The sequence below is a fragment of the Tateyamaria sp. Alg231-49 genome (assembly GCF_900143535.1).
Lineage (GTDB): Bacteria > Pseudomonadota > Alphaproteobacteria > Rhodobacterales > Rhodobacteraceae > Tateyamaria.
In genome coordinates this window covers 54,866-75,613 of record NZ_FRFA01000013.1, presented here as the reverse complement: position 1 = coordinate 75,613, position 20,748 = coordinate 54,866, and the positions used below count along the sequence as shown (strand labels likewise).

General features: G+C 59.1%; 19 protein-coding genes. 8 read left to right on the top strand and 11 right to left on the bottom strand.

The window, feature by feature from the left end:
• The first annotated feature begins 242 nt into the window (after window positions 1-242).
• From icmH to DHN60_RS17100, 5 genes are read left to right on the top strand one after another with little or no spacing between them, the layout of a single operon-like run.
• Window positions 243-1,943, top strand: a complete 1,701-nt coding sequence (icmH, locus tag DHN60_RS17125; protein ID WP_108838549.1) for a type IVB secretion system protein IcmH/DotU — start codon at window positions 243-245, stop codon at window positions 1,941-1,943.
• Window positions 1,943-5,152 carry a type VI secretion system membrane subunit TssM gene (gene tssM / locus DHN60_RS17120; RefSeq protein ID WP_108838548.1) on the top strand — a complete coding sequence of 1,070 codons (3,210 nt, stop codon included), beginning with the start codon at window positions 1,943-1,945 and terminating at the stop codon, window positions 5,150-5,152. The genes icmH and tssM overlap by 1 nt, the downstream gene beginning before the upstream one ends.
• Window positions 5,153-5,156: 4 nt before the next feature.
• Window positions 5,157-5,870, top strand: coding sequence for a type VI secretion system-associated protein TagF (gene tagF / locus DHN60_RS17115; protein ID WP_108838547.1), 714 nt, complete (start codon window positions 5,157-5,159; stop codon window positions 5,868-5,870).
• Window positions 5,871-5,872: 2 nt separating this feature from the next.
• Window positions 5,873-6,685, top strand: coding sequence for a PP2C family serine/threonine-protein phosphatase (locus DHN60_RS17110; RefSeq protein ID WP_108838546.1), 813 nt, complete (start codon window positions 5,873-5,875; stop codon window positions 6,683-6,685).
• A complete protein-coding gene (locus tag DHN60_RS17100) occupies window positions 6,682-8,928 on the top strand; it encodes a serine/threonine-protein kinase (protein WP_159089265.1) in 2,247 nt (748 codons plus the stop codon). The genes DHN60_RS17110 and DHN60_RS17100 overlap by 4 nt, the downstream gene beginning before the upstream one ends.
• Window positions 8,929-9,015: 87 nt before the next feature.
• On the opposite strand, the gene DHN60_RS17095 is transcribed toward DHN60_RS17100, so the two are convergent.
• The 9 genes from DHN60_RS17095 to DHN60_RS17050 all read right to left on the bottom strand — a co-directional run bounded on the left by DHN60_RS17095 (window position 9,016) and on the right by DHN60_RS17050 (window position 15,094).
• Entirely contained in the window at window positions 9,016-9,564 is a 549-nt protein-coding gene (locus DHN60_RS17095) for a hypothetical protein (protein ID WP_159089264.1), read from the bottom strand.
• 209 nt (window positions 9,565-9,773) lie between these two features.
• Window positions 9,774-10,241, bottom strand: a complete 468-nt coding sequence (locus tag DHN60_RS17085; RefSeq protein WP_159089263.1) for a hypothetical protein — start codon at window positions 10,239-10,241, stop codon at window positions 9,774-9,776.
• Window positions 10,242-10,362: 121 nt separating this feature from the next.
• A complete protein-coding gene (locus DHN60_RS17080) occupies window positions 10,363-10,662 on the bottom strand; it encodes a hypothetical protein (protein ID WP_108838540.1) in 300 nt (99 codons plus the stop codon).
• Between the two features lie 42 nt (window positions 10,663-10,704).
• Window positions 10,705-12,531: a hypothetical protein gene (locus DHN60_RS17075; RefSeq protein WP_108838539.1), complete on the bottom strand. Its 1,827-nt coding sequence runs from the start codon at window positions 12,529-12,531 to the stop codon at window positions 10,705-10,707.
• Complete coding sequence (locus DHN60_RS17070; RefSeq protein WP_108838538.1) at window positions 12,528-12,935, bottom strand: biopolymer transporter ExbD; 408 nt, start codon at window positions 12,933-12,935, stop codon at window positions 12,528-12,530. The genes DHN60_RS17075 and DHN60_RS17070 overlap by 4 nt, the downstream gene beginning before the upstream one ends.
• The gene (locus tag DHN60_RS17065) at window positions 12,935-13,393 is read right to left on the bottom strand and encodes a biopolymer transporter ExbD (protein ID WP_108838537.1); all 459 of its coding nucleotides are present in this window, start codon (window positions 13,391-13,393) and stop codon (window positions 12,935-12,937) included. The genes DHN60_RS17070 and DHN60_RS17065 overlap by 1 nt, the downstream gene beginning before the upstream one ends.
• 14 nt (window positions 13,394-13,407) lie before the next feature.
• Entirely contained in the window at window positions 13,408-14,034 is a 627-nt protein-coding gene (locus DHN60_RS17060) for a MotA/TolQ/ExbB proton channel family protein (RefSeq protein WP_199913694.1), read from the bottom strand.
• Between the two features lie 37 nt (window positions 14,035-14,071).
• Window positions 14,072-14,497 carry a hypothetical protein gene (locus tag DHN60_RS17055; RefSeq protein ID WP_108838536.1) on the bottom strand — a complete coding sequence of 142 codons (426 nt, stop codon included), beginning with the start codon at window positions 14,495-14,497 and terminating at the stop codon, window positions 14,072-14,074.
• A 132-nt stretch (window positions 14,498-14,629) separates the two neighbouring features.
• On the bottom strand, window positions 14,630-15,094 hold the full coding sequence (locus DHN60_RS17050) for a hypothetical protein (RefSeq protein ID WP_159089262.1): 465 nt from the start codon (window positions 15,092-15,094) through the stop codon (window positions 14,630-14,632).
• Between the two features lie 285 nt (window positions 15,095-15,379).
• Between DHN60_RS17050 and DHN60_RS17045 the strand changes: the two genes are divergently transcribed.
• From DHN60_RS17045 to DHN60_RS17035, 3 genes are all read left to right on the top strand, one after another.
• Entirely contained in the window at window positions 15,380-16,162 is a 783-nt protein-coding gene (locus DHN60_RS17045) for a hypothetical protein (protein ID WP_159089261.1), read from the top strand.
• A gap of 227 nt (window positions 16,163-16,389) precedes the next feature.
• Window positions 16,390-17,988 carry a hypothetical protein gene (locus tag DHN60_RS17040; RefSeq protein ID WP_108838533.1) on the top strand — a complete coding sequence of 533 codons (1,599 nt, stop codon included), beginning with the start codon at window positions 16,390-16,392 and terminating at the stop codon, window positions 17,986-17,988.
• Between the two features lie 117 nt (window positions 17,989-18,105).
• Window positions 18,106-18,978 carry a hypothetical protein gene (locus DHN60_RS17035; RefSeq protein ID WP_159089260.1) on the top strand — a complete coding sequence of 291 codons (873 nt, stop codon included), beginning with the start codon at window positions 18,106-18,108 and terminating at the stop codon, window positions 18,976-18,978.
• Here DHN60_RS17035 and DHN60_RS17030 read toward each other — a convergent pair.
• Both DHN60_RS17030 and DHN60_RS17025 read right to left on the bottom strand, forming a co-directional pair.
• Window positions 18,965-19,768 (bottom strand): alpha/beta hydrolase, encoded by an 804-nt coding sequence (locus DHN60_RS17030; protein ID WP_108838531.1) that lies wholly within the window; start codon window positions 19,766-19,768, stop codon window positions 18,965-18,967. The genes DHN60_RS17035 and DHN60_RS17030 overlap by 14 nt on opposite strands.
• Window positions 19,769-19,772: 4 nt before the next feature.
• On the bottom strand, window positions 19,773-20,744 hold the full coding sequence (locus DHN60_RS17025; protein WP_108838530.1) for a hypothetical protein: 972 nt from the start codon (window positions 20,742-20,744) through the stop codon (window positions 19,773-19,775).
• Between the last annotated feature and the right edge of the window lie 4 nt (window positions 20,745-20,748).

The following is a 20,748-nucleotide window of genomic DNA, read 5'->3' as shown; positions in this document are numbered from 1 at the left end:
CTTTCTGGAAAACCGGGGGAAAGTTGACAGCTGTCAACTTTTCTTACGGGTGCTGATTTCCCCTCAAAACTTGACCCAAGGGAACGAAAGCCGCACAGTGCGGAAAACGGCAGATAAGTCGCCACCCCACCATGAAAATATGGGGCTAAGTTGGCAGACAAAAGGGCTGAGCGGAATGGTCGCGAACGTGCAGATAGGACCTCAGGAACCAGGCTTGGGACTCGCCCTTTGCAGGGGGGCTCATGGCGGGCACTGACTCTCCAAAAGATGACGATGGCGACCGGACGATCATCGGACGGCCCATGCCTGTACAGGATGACGGCGACAAAACGGTGATCGGGCGCCCAATGCCGGTGCAGGATGACGGTGACAAAACAATTATTGGACGGCCCCCAGAAGCAGCGCCCGCGCCGGTTGCTCCGACGCCACCAGTCGCGTCCAAACCGGTGCCTCCGGCGCCACAGACAGATGACGCAGAGCGCACGGTTTTTGGCCAGAAACTGCCCGAAGCGCACGCCCCTGCCCGTCCGCAGCCGGTCCAGACGCCTTTGCATCAAGTCCGGGCACCTGAACCGTCTGACGAAAGTACAATCATCGGGGCAAAGCTGCCCGCGCCTACGCCCCCTGCCCCCAAACCACTGTTGCCGTCTGAGCTGAAGCGGCAGGCCAAGCTGCGCAAGGCAGCGCCCCCAGAAAACAAGGTATCTCTGCTTGCGGCCACCCGGAATTCGGGACGGGCCGTGGGTAAGGGTGCGAACCCGATGCTGGCGGCGGCAAGCGATATTCTGGGCATTCTCGGGCGCCTGCGCACAGGTCGGGTAGAGATGCACGGCGCCCCTTTGCGTGACCACCTTCGTGTAGAAATCCAGACCTTTAGGGAACGGTGCGAAGCGGCCAAAATGGACCCCGACGACATCGAGGACGGGCGTTACGCACTGGCAGCTACATGCGACGATATCGCGGCCACCCTGCCCGGTTCTGATCCTGCGTTCTGGAAAGAAAACGCGCTGGTCAAAACATTGTTCGACGACACGGATGCAAGTGCGGGGTTCTTTGATCGCTACGAATACATCCTGACCAACCCGGGCAAACGTACGCCGCTTCTGGAACTCATGCTGGCCTGTCTTTCGCTGGGGTTCGAGGGTGACTATCGCGGCGCGTCTGACGGACCGCGCGCGCTTACAACACTGCGCACCGCCGGGTACGAGCGTCTGCGCAATACGGTGCCGCGCCCTGCCCCGGACCTGTCCAAAAAATGGACGCCCGTGGTGGTGCGTGGCCGTCGGCTGCGCCCGCTTTTGCCGCTGTGGATCGTGGCCGGAGTGGCAGCGGGCATGGTCGTGGCCCTTTTTACCTCTTTGGCATGGGTTCTCACGAATGAGGCGCAAGCCACCCAGGACAATATCATCAGCCTGCACCGCCCCGTACCACCGGTGGATATCGCCCGCGTTCAACTGCCCGAAGTGGTCGAAGTCGTCGTCTACGAAGCGCCGCCCACAGGCCAATCCGACCGGATCAAAAACCAGTTGGACGATCTCATTTCTCAGGGGCTGACCACCGTACAGGAAGAGGGCGATTTCATCGCAATCCGCCTTGGTGATGCGCTTAGCTTTGGGTCAGGGGCGCCGTCGCTGGATTTAGAAAGCCCACTGCTCGCACGGATCGCCACCGTTTTGGAGGCCGAGCCGGGCGGGATCATCGTTGAGGGGCACAGCGACAACATCCCCCTGAACGGGCGTGGACAGTTCAAGACGAACGAAGCCCTGTCAGAGGCGCGCGCTGCTGCCGTTGCAGATGTGCTTGCCCCGTATCTGACCGAACCCACCCGTTTGTCCGTTGTTGGTGTTGGGCCATCCAAACCGCTTGATCCGGCCAACACGCCTGAGGCGCGTGCCAAAAACCGCAGAGTCGACATCCTGTTGCGCAAGGAGCAGCAGCTGTGATGAAGATTTTCACATGGTTGTCGGCACTCATCACCACGCTTGGTGTGATTTCCCTGTGTGCAGCGATCTGGTTTGGCTTGCCGATTGCAGGCATCGACTGGCTGGCGACAGTCGAGGTGCGTGCCGGGCTGATCGCGGGCATTCTGACACTGCTGGTCCTTGGCGCGATTGTGCGGTGGCGGGCGCGGCGCAAGGCGGCTGCCGATCTTGAAGAAAGCCTGCTTGCCACTCAGGCCGGCGACGGACCGTTGCTCGCAGAGCGAATGCGTGCGGCGCTAACGCGTCTGAAGAAAACGGGCGGGTCCGCTGCACTATATGATCTGCCGTGGTACATTCTGATTGGGCCACCGGGGGCAGGGAAAACCACGGCACTTGTCCATTCTGGTTTGGAATTTCCGGGCGAACATGCGGCCTCGATAACTGGTTTTGGTGGGACCAAGAACTGTGATTTCTGGTTCGCCGAACAGGCCGTGATGATCGACACGGCAGGACGCTATACGACCCAAGACAGTGACGAGATGGCGGACCGTAACAGCTGGACGTCGTTCCTTGGGCAACTGAAATCCGCGCGGCCCGATCAGCCGATCAACGGCGTCATTCTGGCCTTTGCGTGCTCGGACATGATGACCGAGACGCCTGAGGGTCTAAAACGCCATGCAGAGACGGTGCGGGCGCGTCTGGCAGAGCTGAATGAGGCATTTAAAACCCATGTGCCAGTCTATGTGATCTTTACCAAAGCGGACATGATTTCAGGCTTTCGCGAGTATTTCGGGGGCTTTGACGAAAATCGCCGCAAGGCTGTCTGGGGCCACACGTTCCAGACCCGAAACCGGAGGGAGGAGACGCACCGCGCGGCCTCTCGTGCCTTTGATCAAATGGTGTCGCGCCTGTCGGACGAGGTCACGGACCTGCTGGTCGAGGAAAAGGACAGCGCAACGCGCATCGCCATTTTTGATTTCCCCGAACAGATGGCGCTGCTTGAACGCAATGTGACCACGTTCCTGAGTGCGGTGTTTGAGAAACCACAGTCGATCCGTGCGATTTTGCGCGGGTTTTACTTTACCTCCGGGACGCAGGACGGCACGCCGATTGATCAGGTGCTGGGCGCGATGGGTGGCGAAGGGGCAGGGGGCATGACCACCGGCTTCCTATCCGGTAAGGGGCGCAGCTATTTTCTGCATGACCTGCTCAAAAAGGTCGTTTTTGCCGAACGGGATTGGGTTGGATATGACCGTGGCCGCGTGATGCGTCGCGCCATTGCGCGTGGGTTTGGCAAGGCGGCAATCGGCCTCGCCAGTGGCGCTGTTATGGGCATTCTGGCCTATAGTTTCTGGAGCAATGCGACGCTGGTTCGTGAAGTCGCGGGACAAACGGAGGCTTACCAGCAACGTGCGGCATCCTTTCTTGGCCCGCAGCGCATCGAGAACCCGGCGACCATGGCGCTGTTGCCTGCGCTGAACACGGTGCGCGCCTTGCCAGCAGGCTATGCCAACCCACGCCCGCAGGAGTTCCTGCAGGATGTCGGGCTGTCACGACGCGATGCGCTGCGTGGCGCAGCGGTGCAGGCCTATTCCGACAGTCTGGAACAGTTGCTGCGCCCGCGCATGATGTTGCAGGTGGAAAGAGATCTGGCGAGGTATTTGGCAAGGGACAGCAAGATCGACGCTTACCGCGCCCTCAAGGTCTATATCCTGCTGGCCAAGGAACAGGATGGCCGCGAGGACGACCTGGCCATTCAGTCTTATTTTGCCCAAAGCTGGGCCAAAGAATATGCTGGCGCGGACAACGAGTATCGCGCGATCAATACTCATCTGGCGGCCATGTTGGAGCTGGACGGTCGGGTCACACCTTTGGTTGGCGCGAATGGCGCGTTGATTGACCGGGTGCGAGAGGCCATTGCCGATGTACCTCCGGCGGCCCGGGCCTATGGCGCGATCCGGTCTCAGGCTGGTACTTTGCCGGGGTGGCGTTTGGCGGAGGCTTTGCCTGACACCGCGTTAAGTACGGTGGATGGTCGCCCGCCCGCCACATTGGCGGTGCCCGGCCTGTTCACCTTTGAGGGCTTTTGGGTGTTCTTTGAGCCGGCTGTTGTGGATGCAGCTGCGCAGTTAGAGGCTGACGCCTGGGTTTTGGGCGCTGCTGACACCCAGCCTTTGGCCTCTGATGCGGAGTTGTCCGTAGAGGTCCATGCTCTTTACGCGCGCGATTTTGAGCGTGCTTGGTCACGGATGCTGGACCGGGTGGCCTTTGGGGATCCGGGGGCCAATTTGGCCTTGCTGGCTGATCCGGCGGCGTCCCCGTTGGTTGCATTGGCTGGGGCGGTCGATCGTGAGACCCGATTGAGTGAAATTGCAAATAAAACATTGAAAAATAACGTAAATTTTTCTCCGACTGCTGATATGCTGGTTCAGGCCAGTTTGGTGGAACGACCCTTTGCTCCGTGGCACGCGTTGCTTGAGGGCCCGCAGGGGGGGCGACCGCTGGATGCTGTTTTGACTGCTCTGGGCCGCGCTGGCGTGGTGGCGGCAAGCGGGCAGGGGTCGTTGCGTGATACATTGGCTATGCCGGTGGGCGTGCCTGCGCCAATAGTTCGTCTGGTCGGGCAGGTGGAGCAGGCACTATCGCCGGGCTTTGTTGATGCGCAGTTGGTCGCGCTTGATCGTGCGCGCTGTGTGCCCGGTGCTCCGGTTGTGGGCGCCGGTTTTGCGTCGGTGTTTGGCTATGGCGGGCGGATGGAGCAGTTGGCCGATGAGACCACAGGCGCCGTTTCGGCCCGTGCGGCAAAGCGGTTGGCCGCATCTGAGGTGGTCCGTGCGGCCTTCTTTACGCCGGGCATCTCGGGGCCTGTTGTGCCGTTTACCTTGCGCTTGATGACGGTAAGTCCTGCGATCTCGTCCGTAACGGTGGGATTTGGTGCGCAACTGTTGGAGTTGACCCCTGCGGGACCCGCGGTGCCTGCGGTCTGGACGAATGGATCACCGGTCACGCTGGCTGTTCCTGACCAACCTGCGCTTGATGTGGTTGGCGGTGAATGGTCCATGCTGACCCTTCTGAGTGGAGAGACCTTGCAGACACGTGGCGCTCTTGCGCTGGTCGTCCACCGCATTGGGCCCTATACAGCGACGTTTAGGCTTGAGTTCGAGGGGTCGGATGTTCCATTTTTGAGCGAGAGCTTTAAGGAGATTATGTGCTCAAACGCTTTGGAATAGCCTCATGAGCGTCATGCTTTATGGCAAACATCCCGGGTTCGGGGATTTCCTGTCATGGGGCATGGAGCGGGATGTGCACGACCGGTTGGAGGCGTGGGTGCAGGATGTGATGCCCCAAGCGCGCGAAATGCTGGGGGAGGTCTGGGAAGGTGTTTGGGACACGGCCCCTGATTTGCGGTTCTGGATTGGGCCGGATGTGCTGGGTGCACCCCTGTGCGGCATTTGGCGCACCAGTACGGACCGGGTCGGACGGCGTTATCCGCTGATGCTGGGCCTGACAGGAGCGGTCACTCCGCCCCCAGTTCATGCCGCGCATGATCCTACCCCTTACGTCGACCTTGCGGCCCATCTGGCAGAGATCGAAGATCACGCGGCAGGGCAGGGTGGGGTGCAAAGCCTGATCGCTGATTTTGACGGAGTGGCCCTGAACGGAACTCCGTATGACGCGGAGCAGGCAGGTATGTTATGGGGTATGCGAGGGGACGATGATCTGTCCCGTCTGTTCGCTGATGCCGGTGAGGCGGATGCCTATTGTGCGCAATATGGGCGCAGTCATTGGTGGCACGAGGGCACGCCCGCGCGAGAGGCGGGTTGGCTGTCGGTGAACGGATTGCCGGACGCACAGGCGCTGCGCTGGCTGTTGGCGGAACGGGTGCGCGTGAACGAGAAGACCGACGCAGAAGCGTCGCAACAAGAAGATGCAGGGAGTGGGACCTAATAATGAACAAACACGTGATGGCCGCAGACGAGATGATGTCGTTTGAGACGACACTACGCACCGATGTAGGCTGTGTGCGCACGCTGAACGAAGACAGTGTGATGGCCACCCCGGAAGCAGGCCTTTGGGTGGTCGCAGACGGCATGGGCGGGCACACTGCCGGTGATTTCGCGAGCCAGACCATCTGCGCAGAAATGGACACTGTTGGCCTGCCCACCGGTGCCATGGACCTGCGCGCCCGGTTCATGTCCCGCCTGACGGCGGCCAACACCCGTATTCAGAACAAGGCTGCCGAACTTGGCAGCGGCACCATTGGATCGACGGTTGTGGCCTTGCTGATCCAACAAGACCACTTTGCCTGCATCTGGTCCGGCGACAGCCGCATCTACCGCATGCGCGGCGATCAGCTGACCCGCGTCACCCGCGATCACACGGAACTTCAGGCCCTACTGGATACCGGTGCGATCACCCCGGAAGAAGCCGAGAACTTCCCTCGTAAGAACGTGATTACCCGCGCTATTGGCGTGACCAAATTGCCGGAATGTGACATGGTTGAAGGCGCATTGCTGGAAGGGGATGTCTTTCTTTTGTGCTCGGACGGGCTGACTGAGTATTTTGAAGACGCCGAACTTGCTGATGTGCTGTACACGGGCCTTCATGGCTCGTTAGAACCGTTGTGCGATCAACTGATATCCATGGCGCTTTTGCGGGGTGGCAAGGACAACGTATCCGTGATCATGGTGCGCTGTCACAAGGCCGGTTTCCCAGCCTTGGCGATAGAGGGCGAATATCCCGAATTCAGGGGCGAGTTATGAACGACAAGAAAGACCAGAGCCCCGATAACGCGCCGCCGCCTGAGTCAGATGATGATGATGAAAAAACGGTTCTGTTTCAGGCTATTCCCGGAACAGAGCCTGCTCCTGTAGACGAAGAGCAGGACCCTAACATCATTCCTGATGATTTTGATGCCGTGACGGGTGACGCCTCTTCGCCACCTGCGCCTGCCACTGTGCCTCCTGCGGCCCCGACGCCCACTGCACCTCCGCCTCCTACGGCGGCTGCTCCGGTTCCAACAGCGCCTCCACCGCCGACGGCGGCCCCTGCGGCCCCCGAAAATGAAGATGATGATGACCGCACCGTGGTTGTCACCGACGTGCGCCGTGGCACGGCCCGCCCCGAAGAAGCGCCTGCTGTGACCCAGCCGCCCCCGTCGACCGCGACGGCCGCGGGTCCCGGTCCGCAGACCCACACCGACACGTTAGGCGTTGCCCCGCCAGCTCCTGGGGCGGCTCCGACGCCCTTGAGTTCCCTTGAGCCGGGCACCGTCATTAACAACATGTACAAGGTCGAAGAGCGCCTTGATCAGGGCGGCATGGGCTCTGTTTTCCGTGGCAGTGAGATCAGCACCGGCGAGAATGTCGCCATCAAGGTGATCCTGCCCGAAATGGCTGAGGACGACAAAGTCACAGCCATGTTCAAGCGCGAGGCGCGCACCATGCGCCAGCTGCATCACGATGCCATCGTGCGCTATTTCGCCTATGTGCCCCCAAACCAGACCCTGAACCTGCACGCCATCATTATGGGGTTCATCGAGGGCACCAAGCTTTCTGACAAGATGAAGGAAACTGGTGCGCTGGACAGCGATCAGGTCATTGAATTGACAATGAAACTGGCCGATGGGTTGGACCGCGCTCACAATATTGGGGTCATCCACCGTGATTTATCCCCTGACAACGTGATGTTGCAGGATGGTGACCTGAAAAAACCAGTTCTGATCGACTTTGGTATTTCCCGCTCTGACAATGTCAAAGAAGCCACCATCGGGAACGAGTTTGCGGGCAAGTTGAAATATGTCTCGCCCGAGCAGATGGGGGCCTTTGGCGGTCAGGCAGAAGGGCCGAGTGACGTTTATTCCTTGGGTCTGTTGATGATCGGGATGTTGACCGGAACGCCGATGCCCATGGGCACAAATTTTGTCGAAGCCGTCCAAAAGCGTCAGACTGTGCCAGACTTGTCCTTCCTTCCGGAAGAGTTTCAGGGCCTTGTCGCACACATGCTGCAACCTGATCCCAAGGATCGCTTGCCCAGCATGGCCGCCGTCATCGAAGAGCTGAGGGTGCTAAAGGGCGAAACTGGCCTCGGGGGCTCTCGTCTGCGCTTTACCATACCCCCTGTGGCTGACCGGGTTGTGCCGGGTCTGCAATCGGTGCCATCGGCTGCCAAAGGTGCGCCCACGGGCGCGCCCAGCACGATGCCTCCGACCACCCCTCGGGTGGAAGAGAAGTCTGGTGGCAAGGGGCTGATCCTTGGGATTGGTGCGTTGGTGATCGCTGCCGCCGGAGCGGCGGCATACTTTCTTGGTGGGGATGCTCTGTCCGGTCTTGGTGGCGCGGGCGGCGAAGAAGCAGCGGCAGCAGAGACAGTCGAAGAGGGTCTGACCCGTGTCGATGGTACCCGTGCGGCGTTTCTGGCGACGGCAGTGCCCGAAAATTGCGCCTTTGCCGGTCTGCGGGCCCATGGCCCCAATGCGGGTCTGATTGAGGGCTTTGCCAATGACCTGACCCCGTTGCAGGGTCTGAGTTCCGCCTTTGGGGCGCAGTTTGGCAGCAACCCGCAGATGGTTCCGCGTGGTGTTTCGGCTCCGCAATGTGCTGTGTTGGAGTTCGCACGCGCCTACCAGGGCACTCGTGGCAGTGGCATCGAGATCGCCTTGTCGGACAACTCCATGTCTCGGTCTACCGGCGTTCTGGGCACTGTCCATGGCAGTGCGGGTCGTCAGAACTGGCTGGCTTTGGTCGACCCTAATGGCCAGGTGTTTTCGCTGATGCGCCAGTTTGACGATCCGATCGGGGACGAGCGCCGGTTTGCCTTCCGGTTGCCGTCGGCGGCACCGGGTATCTACATGGTCATTGCGCTGGCATCTGACTCTGCTCTTGTGCGTGCAGGGGCAATGCAGGACGGGACGACGGCGGACGTGATTCTGCCGCTGATGACCCGCGAGTTGGCCTTGGACGGGCAGGGGGCGGTGGACATCGCGTTTCTGGAACTGACACGGTAGTTTGGCGGACTGACGAAAGCCAAAGCGCGCAACGGCGCGGGACATCCCCACGCGTTGCGCTGCTATTGTTTTTGCGAATGCTACGGCTCAGAACCGTCCGCCAAGCCCGATCACGCCATAGGTGATCGGGATTTTGCCTTTTGGGATCTCTTGCAGGTCGACGCCAATGAATCCTTCGATCTGAAGTTCGACCTTATCCTTGGACAAGACCTTTACTTTTATCGGGACGTGGATACCGCCGCCTTTGGGTTTGGGCAGCTTGATGGGCTTGCCCGAAGCCAGCGCTTCGCGTTGCTTTTTCGCCGCGTCAAGGTCGGCGCGCAGACCCGTGAGTGCAACCCCTTGAGACGTTGCGGCGCCTTTCTTCTCGATCGCTTTGTCGACGTCCTTGGATGTCTTATCGATTTGCTTTTTCACAACCCCGGTGCCGGCCTTTACCAAGGTTTTGTCCAGCTTGCCCGCCTCGGTACAAATTAGCCCTTCGACAACTTTGGCGGTGAGCTTTTTGGCTACAGTGGATTTCGCCTTTTTCTCGATCTTTTTGGAAGCTTCCTTGCACGCTTCTTCAAGATGCTTGGCCCATGGCATGGACATCAGAATCGGAGTCATGGCGTTCAATACGGAAGGTGGAAACATAAAATGTCCTTTCAGCTCCGTCGCGTTGCGCGCCACAGGGACCATAAAAGGTCAAAATACGCTGATTCCGATTGTCGTCATAGTGGGCCGTGATCAGCGGGAATTCTCGGCAATTTACCGCCCTCTTTTGACCCGCGAGTTGCCCGTGGGCGGGCAGGGGACTGTGGGCATCGCGTTTCTGGAGCCGATGCGGTAGGGCCGCGCCTGCCCTAGCTACAAGCGTAGCGCGCCGCGTTTTGGTTCCATTCTCGGCTGGGCCCTGCATTCTTTTGGGGTTCCGAGCGGACTTCTGCTTTTGTCCGGTCATTGAAAAGCCGGAACAGGATTTTGACAGTTAATTCGCCATCACTGAATTCGATATCTTCGTAGATGATGAAAGTCGTGAAGCGATTGTTTTTCAGAATCTCTTCTGGGGTTATCCAATTAGATTTGCCCTTTTCCCATTCTACCTGAACGTTGTTTTTGGCGGTATCAAAATAGATCACTTCGCCTAGAAATTCGCGGGTACTTTTGGCGCTACCCATGCCAGCCGCCGTGACCTTGGCAAAGGAACAGGTCACGATGTTTGCCTGCGCCGATGTTGCCGCAAGCGCGAACGTGAGGGCGAGGCCCGCTCTGAATGCGGCTCTCCCAAGGGGTAGTTTAGCAGCAAGGAAAGTCATCAACTTCTTTAACATGGAATTTGTCCAAATTTTTTAATGGCTTTTGAAAATCGTACGTTGAGTATTACACGCAAACCATGATTCCGCCCAACATCAAATATTGCAGGCACGCGCCGTACGTGTGTGACGGCGTAATTTAGTCCGGAACGGAGAGCAGAACCCAGTCGCCGACAGTTTCTAAAGTGATGCCGCCGTCATTGATGCGGTCACTTATGGCGCCGCGTTCTTGGGTTGGGCACCCGATCAGGGTTGCACTGTCATCCAGATAGTCTTGGGTCAGCTCGTTTTCCCCGATCACGACACAGACGTCGTCTGCATTCGGGTAGGGCCGCACGCCAATCAGGCCGGAGTCTTCGGGAGGCGTGTATCCAACCGTGGCGCAGCCCATGAGAGCAACGGTTGAAACGGCGCAGGTGAGCAGGATGGCAGGTTTCATGGTGCGCGCTCCAGATCAGGTGTTTCTGAGTGCCTCAGCCGATTATTGCACGTCGAAGGTTGCCAGGCCAAATACCATTGATTGCAGCGTCTCGGCTGGGATGGGGCCAAAGACCTCCTGAGCCTCGCGCCCGATTTCGCCGGACAGGTCAAGCGGTGCGCCTTGGGTGCCGATGGCCAACAACACCTGCCGTGTGGCGCGTGCAGGGCCAGAGCGGGCCACTGGGGCCTCGAAGACCGGCGTGTTGCCCTCGATGGTCACGAAGGGGGCGAGATCCTGCACGACGCCGTTGTCATCGACCAACAACAGGGTCACGTACAGCCCTCCGGCCCCAAGAATGCGCCCTGTCAGAAAATCACCGCTGCGCAGGTCGGTCACATCGAGTGACAGCCCGATGCGGTTGGCCGGGTAGCTGTCGCTTTGGCGCAGGGCATCCAGTGTCGCGCATTGGCGCGGGTCAAGCAGTTCGCGGGTTTGGACAGGCGAAAAGTCCAGTGCGGCAAGGATTTCTTCGGCCTGGGCATCAAGAACGGCCTCGTCTGCGCCGATCATGGCAAGACCTGCCAATGCGTCACCGCCCGCGCGGCGGGGCAGGGCGAGCGTGCACTGTTCTTGCGGAGTGGCGCGGATGCGGCGCAAGAGCTGGCCGATGGCCACGTCTGAGGCCGTCGGGTTCGCCAGAGGCGTGCGGGCCGGCGCGGCGGCGGGTTCTTCCTCAACTTCAGCTTCAGGTTCTGGCTCAGCCGTTGGTTCGGGTTCAGGTTCTGTTGTTGGCTCGGGCTCTGCCGTTGGCTCTGGTTCAGGCTCTGGTTCCGCGACAGGTTCCGGCTCTGGTTCGGGCGTTGGTTCGGGTTCTAGGGCGGCCACTTCAGGCGCGGCGGGAGCCTCTTCTTGTTCTTCCTGAGGCAGCACGATGGGTGCAGCTTCTTCCACAACTTCGGGCACGATGGTTGGTTCTGGCTCGGGCGTTTCTTCGGGAACAAGGGCTGCGAAATCTTCCTCGAGCGGGATCACGTCATCGGGCGGCAGCACGCCGCTTCCGCCTTCGGCAAGGGGGTTTACCACACCATCGTCAATGGCCAGAAGATCGTCGATCTCGGGGGCTGTTGGTTCGGGCGCCAACGGGGTCGGCTCGGGCAATTCTGGCGCCTCTGCGATCTCTGGCTCTGGCTCCGGCAGAGGTTCAGGCTCAATGAGTGCTGGTTCCGCCACTTCAGGCTCAACCGGTTCTGGTTCGATCACCTCTGGTTCCGCGACCTCTGGTTCGACGGGCTCGGGTTCGATCACTTCGGGTTCCGTAACCTCGGGCTCCAATGGCTCGGGATCGATCACCTCGGCCTCGACGACTTCAGGCTCTGGTTCTGGCAGTGGTTCGGGCTCAACCACTTCGGGTTCGGCCACCTCCGGTTCGACGGGTTCGGGTTCGATCACCTCTGGTTCGGTCAAATCCGGTTCCAGTGGTTCTGGTTCGACAGTCTCCGGTTCTGCAAGCTCGGGTTCTGGTTCGACAATTTCCTCTTCAGGCACCAGCAGCTCTTCTTCCGGGGCGAGCAGCTCCTGATCTTCTGGTGAAAGGGCGGCCAAATCGTCAGGCGTCTCCGCCTCGAGCGCGTCAGGTTCCGTCACCTCAGCATCTTCTGGCACAAGGTTGGTGTCATCTACTGGCTCAAGTTCTTCGACAAAAGCGGCGTCGAGGATTTCGAGGCTGACCGTGATTTCAGGTTCGTCCTGTTCCGGGGGATTGGGCACCAGCACAATCACGCCGCCAAACAGCACAAAAGACACAAGGCCCACGTGCCCCAAAAATGAAGCCAGGAACGACCCGTACCACGGCACAGCGCGTGGGGCTCCGTGGGGCAAAAAGCTCATTCTTCGCCCTCAGCCACGTTTCCGTGCAATGTCACCAGCTTGACGCTCACAGCGACAAGTTCTTCGGCGGCAAGCAGGTCTAGTAAAACCCCCGCACCCAGCTCGCGGTCGGCGAGCACGTGCAGCGTTGGAAAGTCGATCAGCGCCTCTGCCAGTGCGCCGGGTTCCAGCGGCACACCGTCCAGCGTCATCGCCGCATCTGCGTCCACCGCCAAGAGTGGTTTGGGCAACAGATCAAGAGGCAATTGGGTGGTTTCAGGCAGGTCGATTTCGACCGAATCCGAGGCGATCAAAGACCCGGTGGCCAAAAAGAAGAAGATCAGCAGCAGTACGATGTTCACGATCGCAAGCGACGAGTCGATGGCTTTGGTTGGCCGTGGTGGAGGCAGGCGGGTATTGGACATCAGGCCCCCCCGCGACTGATTTGCACGGCGCCGACATTGGCCCCTTCGAGCGCTTCGAGTGCGCTTGCGACATCTTGCACGCGTGCTTCACCCGTCACCAGCAACACGACATTGCCGGGAGACCCTTCGCCAAGCGCTTCGGCAAGGGCCGATAGTTGGTCGATGTTGTAGTCGATCCCGGCCGAGGTCACCGTTCCGTTTTTCACGGTCCAGAGGGTCACGTCGCTGGGCGGATTGGCGGGCGCGGGTTGCGTGGGGTCATTGCCGCCTGCGTTTGCGGTGGCGTCCTCTTCCGTCACCTCTTTGGGCGCGGTTTTAAGTGTGATCAGCGAGTAGGGCGCAAGGCTGGATGTCAGCATAAAGAAGATCAGCAACTGAAACATGGCGTCTGCCAGCGGTGTCAGAACGAACTTGTAGCGCCTTGGGCGCTCGGGCAGGGGGGCTCTTCGAGATGCCATCTCTGTTGACCCGCTTACTTGGCCGAGTTGGGGTCAACCCGTCCGTGGATGGCCGCCGACATCAGCGCTTCGATCATGTTGCGTTCGCGGTCAATCCGCCCTTCAAGCCATGTGGCGATGAAGAAGGCGAACAGGGCCACGACCAGCCCGGCGGCCGTAGTCGTCAGGGCCACATAGATACCACCGGCGAGCGTCGCCGGGTCCACTGCCCCTTCGGCCACCGCGAGGACCGAGAAGGCGTCGATCATACCCACAACCGTACCCAGAAGGCCCAGCATGGGTGCGGCCTGCACCACCATGTCCAGAGCGCGCATCCGCTCGCTCATGGTTGCCAGTTCAATGATCGCTGTTTGGCGGCTCAGTTCCTCGGCATATGTCACGTCAGCGGGGCGGGCCTGGATACCAGAAAAGACGGCCTGAAGAATACGCGACAGTACCGAGCGGCGGCGTCCTGCGGCGCTGATCGCCTCATCCACACGCCCGTTCAGCCAGTCGTCCAGTATCCTCTCTGCCTCTGACCTGCGCCCGACCCCAAGACGCGCGAACTGCGCGATTTTGTAGAGCCCGATGGCGATGGCCACCAGCGACAGAAGGGCCAGTAGGCCGTAGACACCAAGGGAAGCGATCTGGAAAATTGACATATGTTTTCTCGAGGGTTGGGCCGTTGCAGGAGGACGGTCAGAGACCGAAGGCGATATCGGTGCGGGACGTGACCGTCAACTGGGTGAGACAGGCGTCACTGTCACCCGCACCTGCAAGGGCGCAACTGGCCACGTCGTTGACGATGATTTCCGACAGATCGATGCATGCCGTCGGCAGGTTGTACTGCACCACTCGCCGTTTTCCGGCGCTGAGCGCGCCTAGAGGCAGGCCGAGGAGGTTGCGAAAGACACCATCAGAGCCAAACACGGCGAGGCGCCAAGCTACTTCCTCAAAATCTTCGTCCAGACCGTTCTGACCGAAAAACACCAACTGGCAGCCGCCCTCGGAAGAGGGGGTGGCGCGATTGAGTTCGAGGGATATTCCGGGGGTCGCCTCTTGGGCAATGGCGGATGTGCCTGCGAAGATAAGGGCAAAGCTACATGCCGTGAGCGTACGATTCATCTGAACCTCCAAGTAATGCGCACATCGAAAAGATATGCGCATTAGCGGTTCTCCGCCTAAGCCTGTCAACTCTTGATTGATTAAGATGCGCCAATGCGCGCAGGAAAAACCCTGCGCGTACTTGGACTTGCTCTAGCGATAGACGCCGATGACGTAGTCGATACGTGTCGACGCGTCTGGCGTGTGCGTAAAGGACCGTGTCTTACCCAAGGACGCTGGCGCTGGAGTTGCGCTTGCCTTGTTGGCGATTGAGCGGGTCGGGGCTTTGATCGCTTCACGGACTTCTGGTGCCAACTGAACTGCTGCAGGCGCTTCTTCTGGGGCGATGTCGAAGTCGCCAAGTGCCGCAGTTTCGACTGGTGCTGCCGGTGTTTCGAATACGGCCGGCGCATCAAGCGTCGGGGCGACATTCGTGAACTGATCCGAATTTGGAACGTAATCAGGGATCACAAACCCGCTTTCGGCAGGAATGCTGTCAGGAGTTGCTAGGGCTGAAGTTTGCACATTCATATTGAAGTCATGCAAAGAAGACAGACCAAGACCAGCCGTCCCGGAAAGGGCGACAAGCGATACGGAGAGGAGAGCTACGTGTTTCATACCTTATATGTAGCATGGGATTGCCTTTCCGCGAGGGGGAAAGGTTTGCAAAACGTCTCAAATGCGGAATTCCGGCAACAGTTCGCCCATTTGGGTAATTTTACGCGTACAATTTCAACGTCTTGAGGCGGATTGTTGCCTATTCACCTGAGTAACGCGACGGCACAATACCTATGATTGTATCGATTTTTAAGGAATCAGTGGGGTTTAAGCGATACAACGCTTTGCAGTTTTAGGCGCCCTGCGCTAGGTTTTCCCAGTAGTTTCCGCCTTGAGGTGAATCGCGTGTTTCATTGCAGCCGATATGTTCTGACTGGTCTTGTGGCTGCCGTAGCTTTGGCGCCTGTTCCGGCCGTATTGGCGCAGGGCCTTGAGATTGCACCCATCGGCATTGATCTGGCGGATGAGGGTGACACGCTGGTTCAAGCTGCACTCGTGATTGACTCCGCCCCTGTGTTTGAGGCCACACGGCTTGGCGCCACGCCGGTTGCCGCACGTGCGGCTGTCGGGTTGCCGCAGCCGTCCATTATCGTTGGGTTGATCGCGCCGGGTCAGGAAGAAGAATTTGGGCTGGCAACCCTGCTGCCGGCCACTGTCGAACAGATTTCCTTTTCCCTCGATGATCTGGCCGCGCGCGAGGCCATGCGCGAAAACGAACCGATCCTGTTCGAGCGTCTGATCTCCGAAGGGCATCTGGACCCGGATGCAGATCAGTTGAACGCGGTCCTGCAAACCGAACTGGCCCGGATGAATTGCTACCGTTCTGGCATTGATGGGGCCTGGGGCCCGGGATCGCGCCGGTCGGTGGGTGAATATTTTGACGAGATCGCGTCGGTCGATTGGCCAGATCCTGCCCCGACCCAAGATTTGTTTCGCGCCATCATCCTGAATGGCGATGTGGAATGCGAGATACCGGTTGCCGCAGCGCCAGCGCGGCAGACAACGACCTCGACGGCGCCGCGCGCCGCAGCAGCGCCACGCGCCGCGGCTCCGGCGCCACAGCCCAAACCGGCGGCGCCAGCAGCCAAGCCCAAGCTGTCCATCGGTGGGTCGGGCGTTCTGCGCTAGGTTAATCCTGTGACATTCACGTTCGATGGTCAGTGATCGCACAGCGGAACCTGCTGCATAAGAAAGTCTGGCATCGGGGCCGCACGCATCCTTTATCAGCACCTGGTCGAGAATGAGAAACTGGTTTGACCCCTTTGGGGAATTGTCAGGTTTGGGATTTTGTGTAGGCTATCTTGCAATTGTACGCCCCCGGCTGGGTGGTCTGATTGCCAAAGAAAGGAATTGTCATGGGTGATATTGCACTGCGCGGGCCGGAGCTGAAGAAGTTTGTGAAGCTGGCCAAAAAGCGGGACCTGAACTTTGCCTATTGCCCCGGCAACGATCCCAAAGAAGACGTGTTTGTTCTGGACCGCAAGAAGAATCCCGAGGTGATTGGCCGCGTGGCCCGTGGCGAAGGTACCGGGACCAAGGCCGCCATTGGTACTGCCCGCGTCAAGGGCCGGGTCATGATGCTGACATGTCTCAAAGAGGTGCCGCAGGCCGCCAAGAAGCTGAAGAAGTTTCTGAAGTCCGAAAAGGTCCCCATGAACATTGTTATCATGGACAAGGACGGCAACGTTCTCGAAGAGGATATCGAGGATCTGCCGGATGATCCGGATCTGGATACCAATGATGATGAAGACAACGATGCCGAGGACGAAGTTCAGGCAGAAGAACAGGGCGAAGACTCCGAAAGCGGCAATGACGTTCAAGATGGCAACACGAATGAGGAACGCCTCAAAAAGCTGAAGGCGCAGGCGCTGACTTTGCAGGGTGCGATAGGTGGGCTGCCCGAAAAGGCGCAGCCGCGGATGGCCAAGGCACTCAAAACAGTAGTCGCTGCGATGAAAGCTGGACAGTTGGACGCGGCCGAGGCCACATTGGCCAAGCTGGACGATGCAATTACAAAGCTGGGGGCTCAGGCCAAACCCGGAGCAGCGCAAAACCCGGAAAATGATGCAGCGTTGGAACGCTTGTCCCAAGATGCTGCTGCCCTGTCCCGGCGGCTTGACTCCATGGGGGATGCAGAAAGTGTCACCCGTCTGCGCGCGGCACACGCGCTTTTGTTGACCCAAATCGAAAAGGGCAACGTTAAAAAAGCCACCGAAACCCTCAAGGCGCTTTCGGATGCCGTTGACCGTGCTGCCAATGAGGCATCGGGTGACACTGCCCGGGACAACCAGCAGGACGACGATACGAACCAAGATACTGACGCTCTGGATGTAACATGGCGCGATGCCCGTGCGGACCTGGAGCCCGTCGCCCTTGATTTGTTGCAACGCAATTTGGGTGATGTGACCAAAATGCGCGCCGTTCTGGGTTACTTCATTGAAAAGGGCGAAGCGGGTGATTTTGCAGGTGGCATGAAGGCCGCCCCCGGTCTGCGCAAACTGATTGCTGACGCGCAGGCGGCAGAACAGACTGCGGCCGAGCAGGACATACCTGCCGGCGTGGTGCCCTTTGTCCATGCGCGTTTGGATTGGATCAGGACACGCGCCAGCCTAAGCGCAGAAATGACAAAGTTACAGGATGCCATCATTAACACCTGCGATGAGGATGAGTTTCCGGGCATAGCCAGCGAAACAAAACGGCTGTTCGCCTATCTCGACAAGTTGGATGGACGGCTGGAGGATGCGCTGGACGCGTTGATTCAGGAGCCCGATGGCGACAAGCGCGAAAAGCTGAAGGCAGATGCCGTTAGGGTGATGACAGAGTACCTTGCCGAGCTAAACACCGATTTCTTCCAGGCCGTAGACGGAAACAATGGGTTCAAGCCAGTGAACGTGCGTAATGCAGCAGTCGATTCGCTTGGCAAAGTACGCGCCCTCTTGAGCGAAGCCGCCTGAGCCGCATACCTTTGAATGCCATGCGTCTGGTCAGAACAGTTCAGATATCGTAACTCGTTGCCTTGGAGTGGGGCGATCGCGCGCCTCGGCAGGTAAGTGACGATCCGGGGTTTGTTTGTGACGCGACAATTGTCTTTTACGCTACAGATCGGGACACGGTTTGACGGGGGCGCACCCCTGATCTGGAGCCTGATGGCTGAAGGCGTCGAAGGTGTGCTTGTTCCTCGCCCCAAGCATTATCGCGGCTTGCTGGCCGCCTATGCGGCGCAATCCGGGGGCGCACCCATCAGCCCGGATACAATAGATGCCATGTTCGGATTGGAACAGGTTGAGGGCCCACGTGATTTGCACTGCGTTCTGCGCGTGTTGGAACTGATGCAACCGTCGGCCAATTTCTGCCCTGCTGGCGATTGGTTCTATGAAATTGGACCCCGTGCTGCCGGGTATTGTGCGGCTCTTGCGCCTGCTCCGGTCACCTTCATGATTTCGTTGTGCAACCCGGCCCATCTGTTGTCTCAGGCGGTGGCAAGCAGGGCCTATCCGGGGATCGAAGTGATTGCGCCTGATCCATTTGATCTGCAATGGGCGGTCGTGTTGCGTGCTCTGCGTGACAGTTGCCCCGACGCGTCCATTATCGCGTGGAACGCCGACGAAGCCCCGATGGTCTGGGGAAGTATCATAGAGGCTGCGGTTCAGCGGGAGGCGTCTTTTTCTGAGGCGGCCAAAATTCGGGCGGCTCGGAATATGATGAACGAAGAGGGCGCGACACGCCTCGCTCAATACCTTGATGGTCACGAGGGCATGCCGGATGCTTTGCGTGCGCAGGTGATTTCCATCTTTTTGAAACGGTTTCCGCACAAAGATGCGGTACGCCCCGAGATCGTGTTGCCTGGATGGGATGCGACAGCGCAGGCGCGGATGGATGAGCATTTCGCTGATGATCTGAGCGCCGTTGCCGGGATCGAGGGTGTGACCTTTATCGGCCTCTGACACCCATGTGCTTGCGCAGATGGTCCACGATATCATCAATATAGAGCTGACCTGAGGCACTGTGTCTGCTGAGCACATAAGTATCGATGCCGATATGCGGCGCGTCCGGTGGCATGGTAACAGTGATCGGTGCCCCGGTGACCTGTGCGGTCTCTGCGGTGGTGGCGCTGGAGGCGACGGGGATGATCCGGTCTTTGCGTCCGTGCAGGACGTAGGTAGGCACGCCTTTTTCCCGGATACGCCAAGGGTGCACCACTGGCGCGCAAAGAGAAACCATGACATCCGGGCTATCGAACCGGTTGCGCCACAGGCGCGGAGCATAGCAAAGGGTATTGCCCGCCAGTCCGCCTGCTGAGATTCCCATCATCCCAATTTTGCTGCCTGCAATCTGCATTTGGTCGCTGTGCGCACGACAAAATTTCAGGGCGTCTGACAGATCTTCGCAGGCTGTATAGAGTCGGACATCGAACAGCTTACGTTTTACGCCCCAGCCAAGCCGTTCGACCCGGTTTGCGATGCGCGTGATCTGAGCGAACGTTTCGGGGTCGACGTGTTCGGGCGACGTTTTCAGCCGATAGTCCGGAAGGGCGACCGCAAAGCCAGCCGCACATAGACGTTGCGCGAGCGGCTGGTGCACATTCGCATCCTTTGAGCCTTTGGTGAACCCGCCGCCATAACCAAAAAGCACCAATGGGGCAGGGCCGCCGCCCGGATGGTAAAGGTCAAGATCAAGGGAGGCTTGCCCGCGCTGTGCGTATGTAAACGTTTGTGGCCGGACCAGCGTCATCATGGGCTTAGGCCGGTTCGCATTTCGATGTGTGGGACTGCCCGATTGCCTCAAACACTGCAGTTTGAGCTTGCCGGAGCCGCAGCAATTGCTCTGCCGGCGGGATGCCTGCGCTATCGAGATCGCCAGTTAAATCGCTGAGGTCAAAGAGGTGTTCCAGATCGGGGCAAAAGCGGGCGCGCACGGCCTCGTTGTCGTCTGTATACTTGTCTGCAATCTCACGCCGTTCCAATGGAGAGTAGCTGTCGCCTGAATAGAACGCCCCTGCGGCATCGTTGCGGATGATCACACGGATCAGTTCGGCGATGTTGATGTCTGTGGTGTTTGAGATCAGGCCCAGCATTTCGGACACTTCGCGTGATAGAGTGATGTTCGAGAATTTTTCGGGCAAGTCGTCGCGCGTGACATTGTCCATGCCCAGATGGGCGCACATATCAAGGATCACGTCGCCGTCTCTGAACCTTGGCCGCTCGTAAGGGAGAACGGTCACGTTGTCCGCCCCGAACCCGTCGGCATAGACGCCGAGGATTTTTGAATACATGAGTGCGGCTTCGCGCTTTTTTGCATATTCCTGCGCTGTGCCCTTAAAGCGACCCGTTTTGACGACCTGTTTGTACATCGCCTCAAGGAATTTGTCCTGACGGCGGATATAAGCGATGATCTGTGTTTCGGCCCGCAGATCGTCGGGCAAAAATTCAGCCATCGCGCGGCCCATGCGGGTCGTAAACAGCATCTCGGCAGAGATCACATGGGTCTTGTCCGGATTGCTTTGCACTTCGTTCACCAGTCGGTTCATGATGCGCGGGAACTGTTCGGTATCCCGTTTGAACGCCAGCTTGTTATGCGCTGCCGGTCCGCGCCCTGCATTGACATAAGACAGGCCGGCTTCGGCCATCTTGTCCGGGTTTTGCGTTAAAAATGTCTGGATCGAGGTTGATCCGGTCTTTTGCGAGCCGATGTGGATGATCAGTTTGGGCATGGTT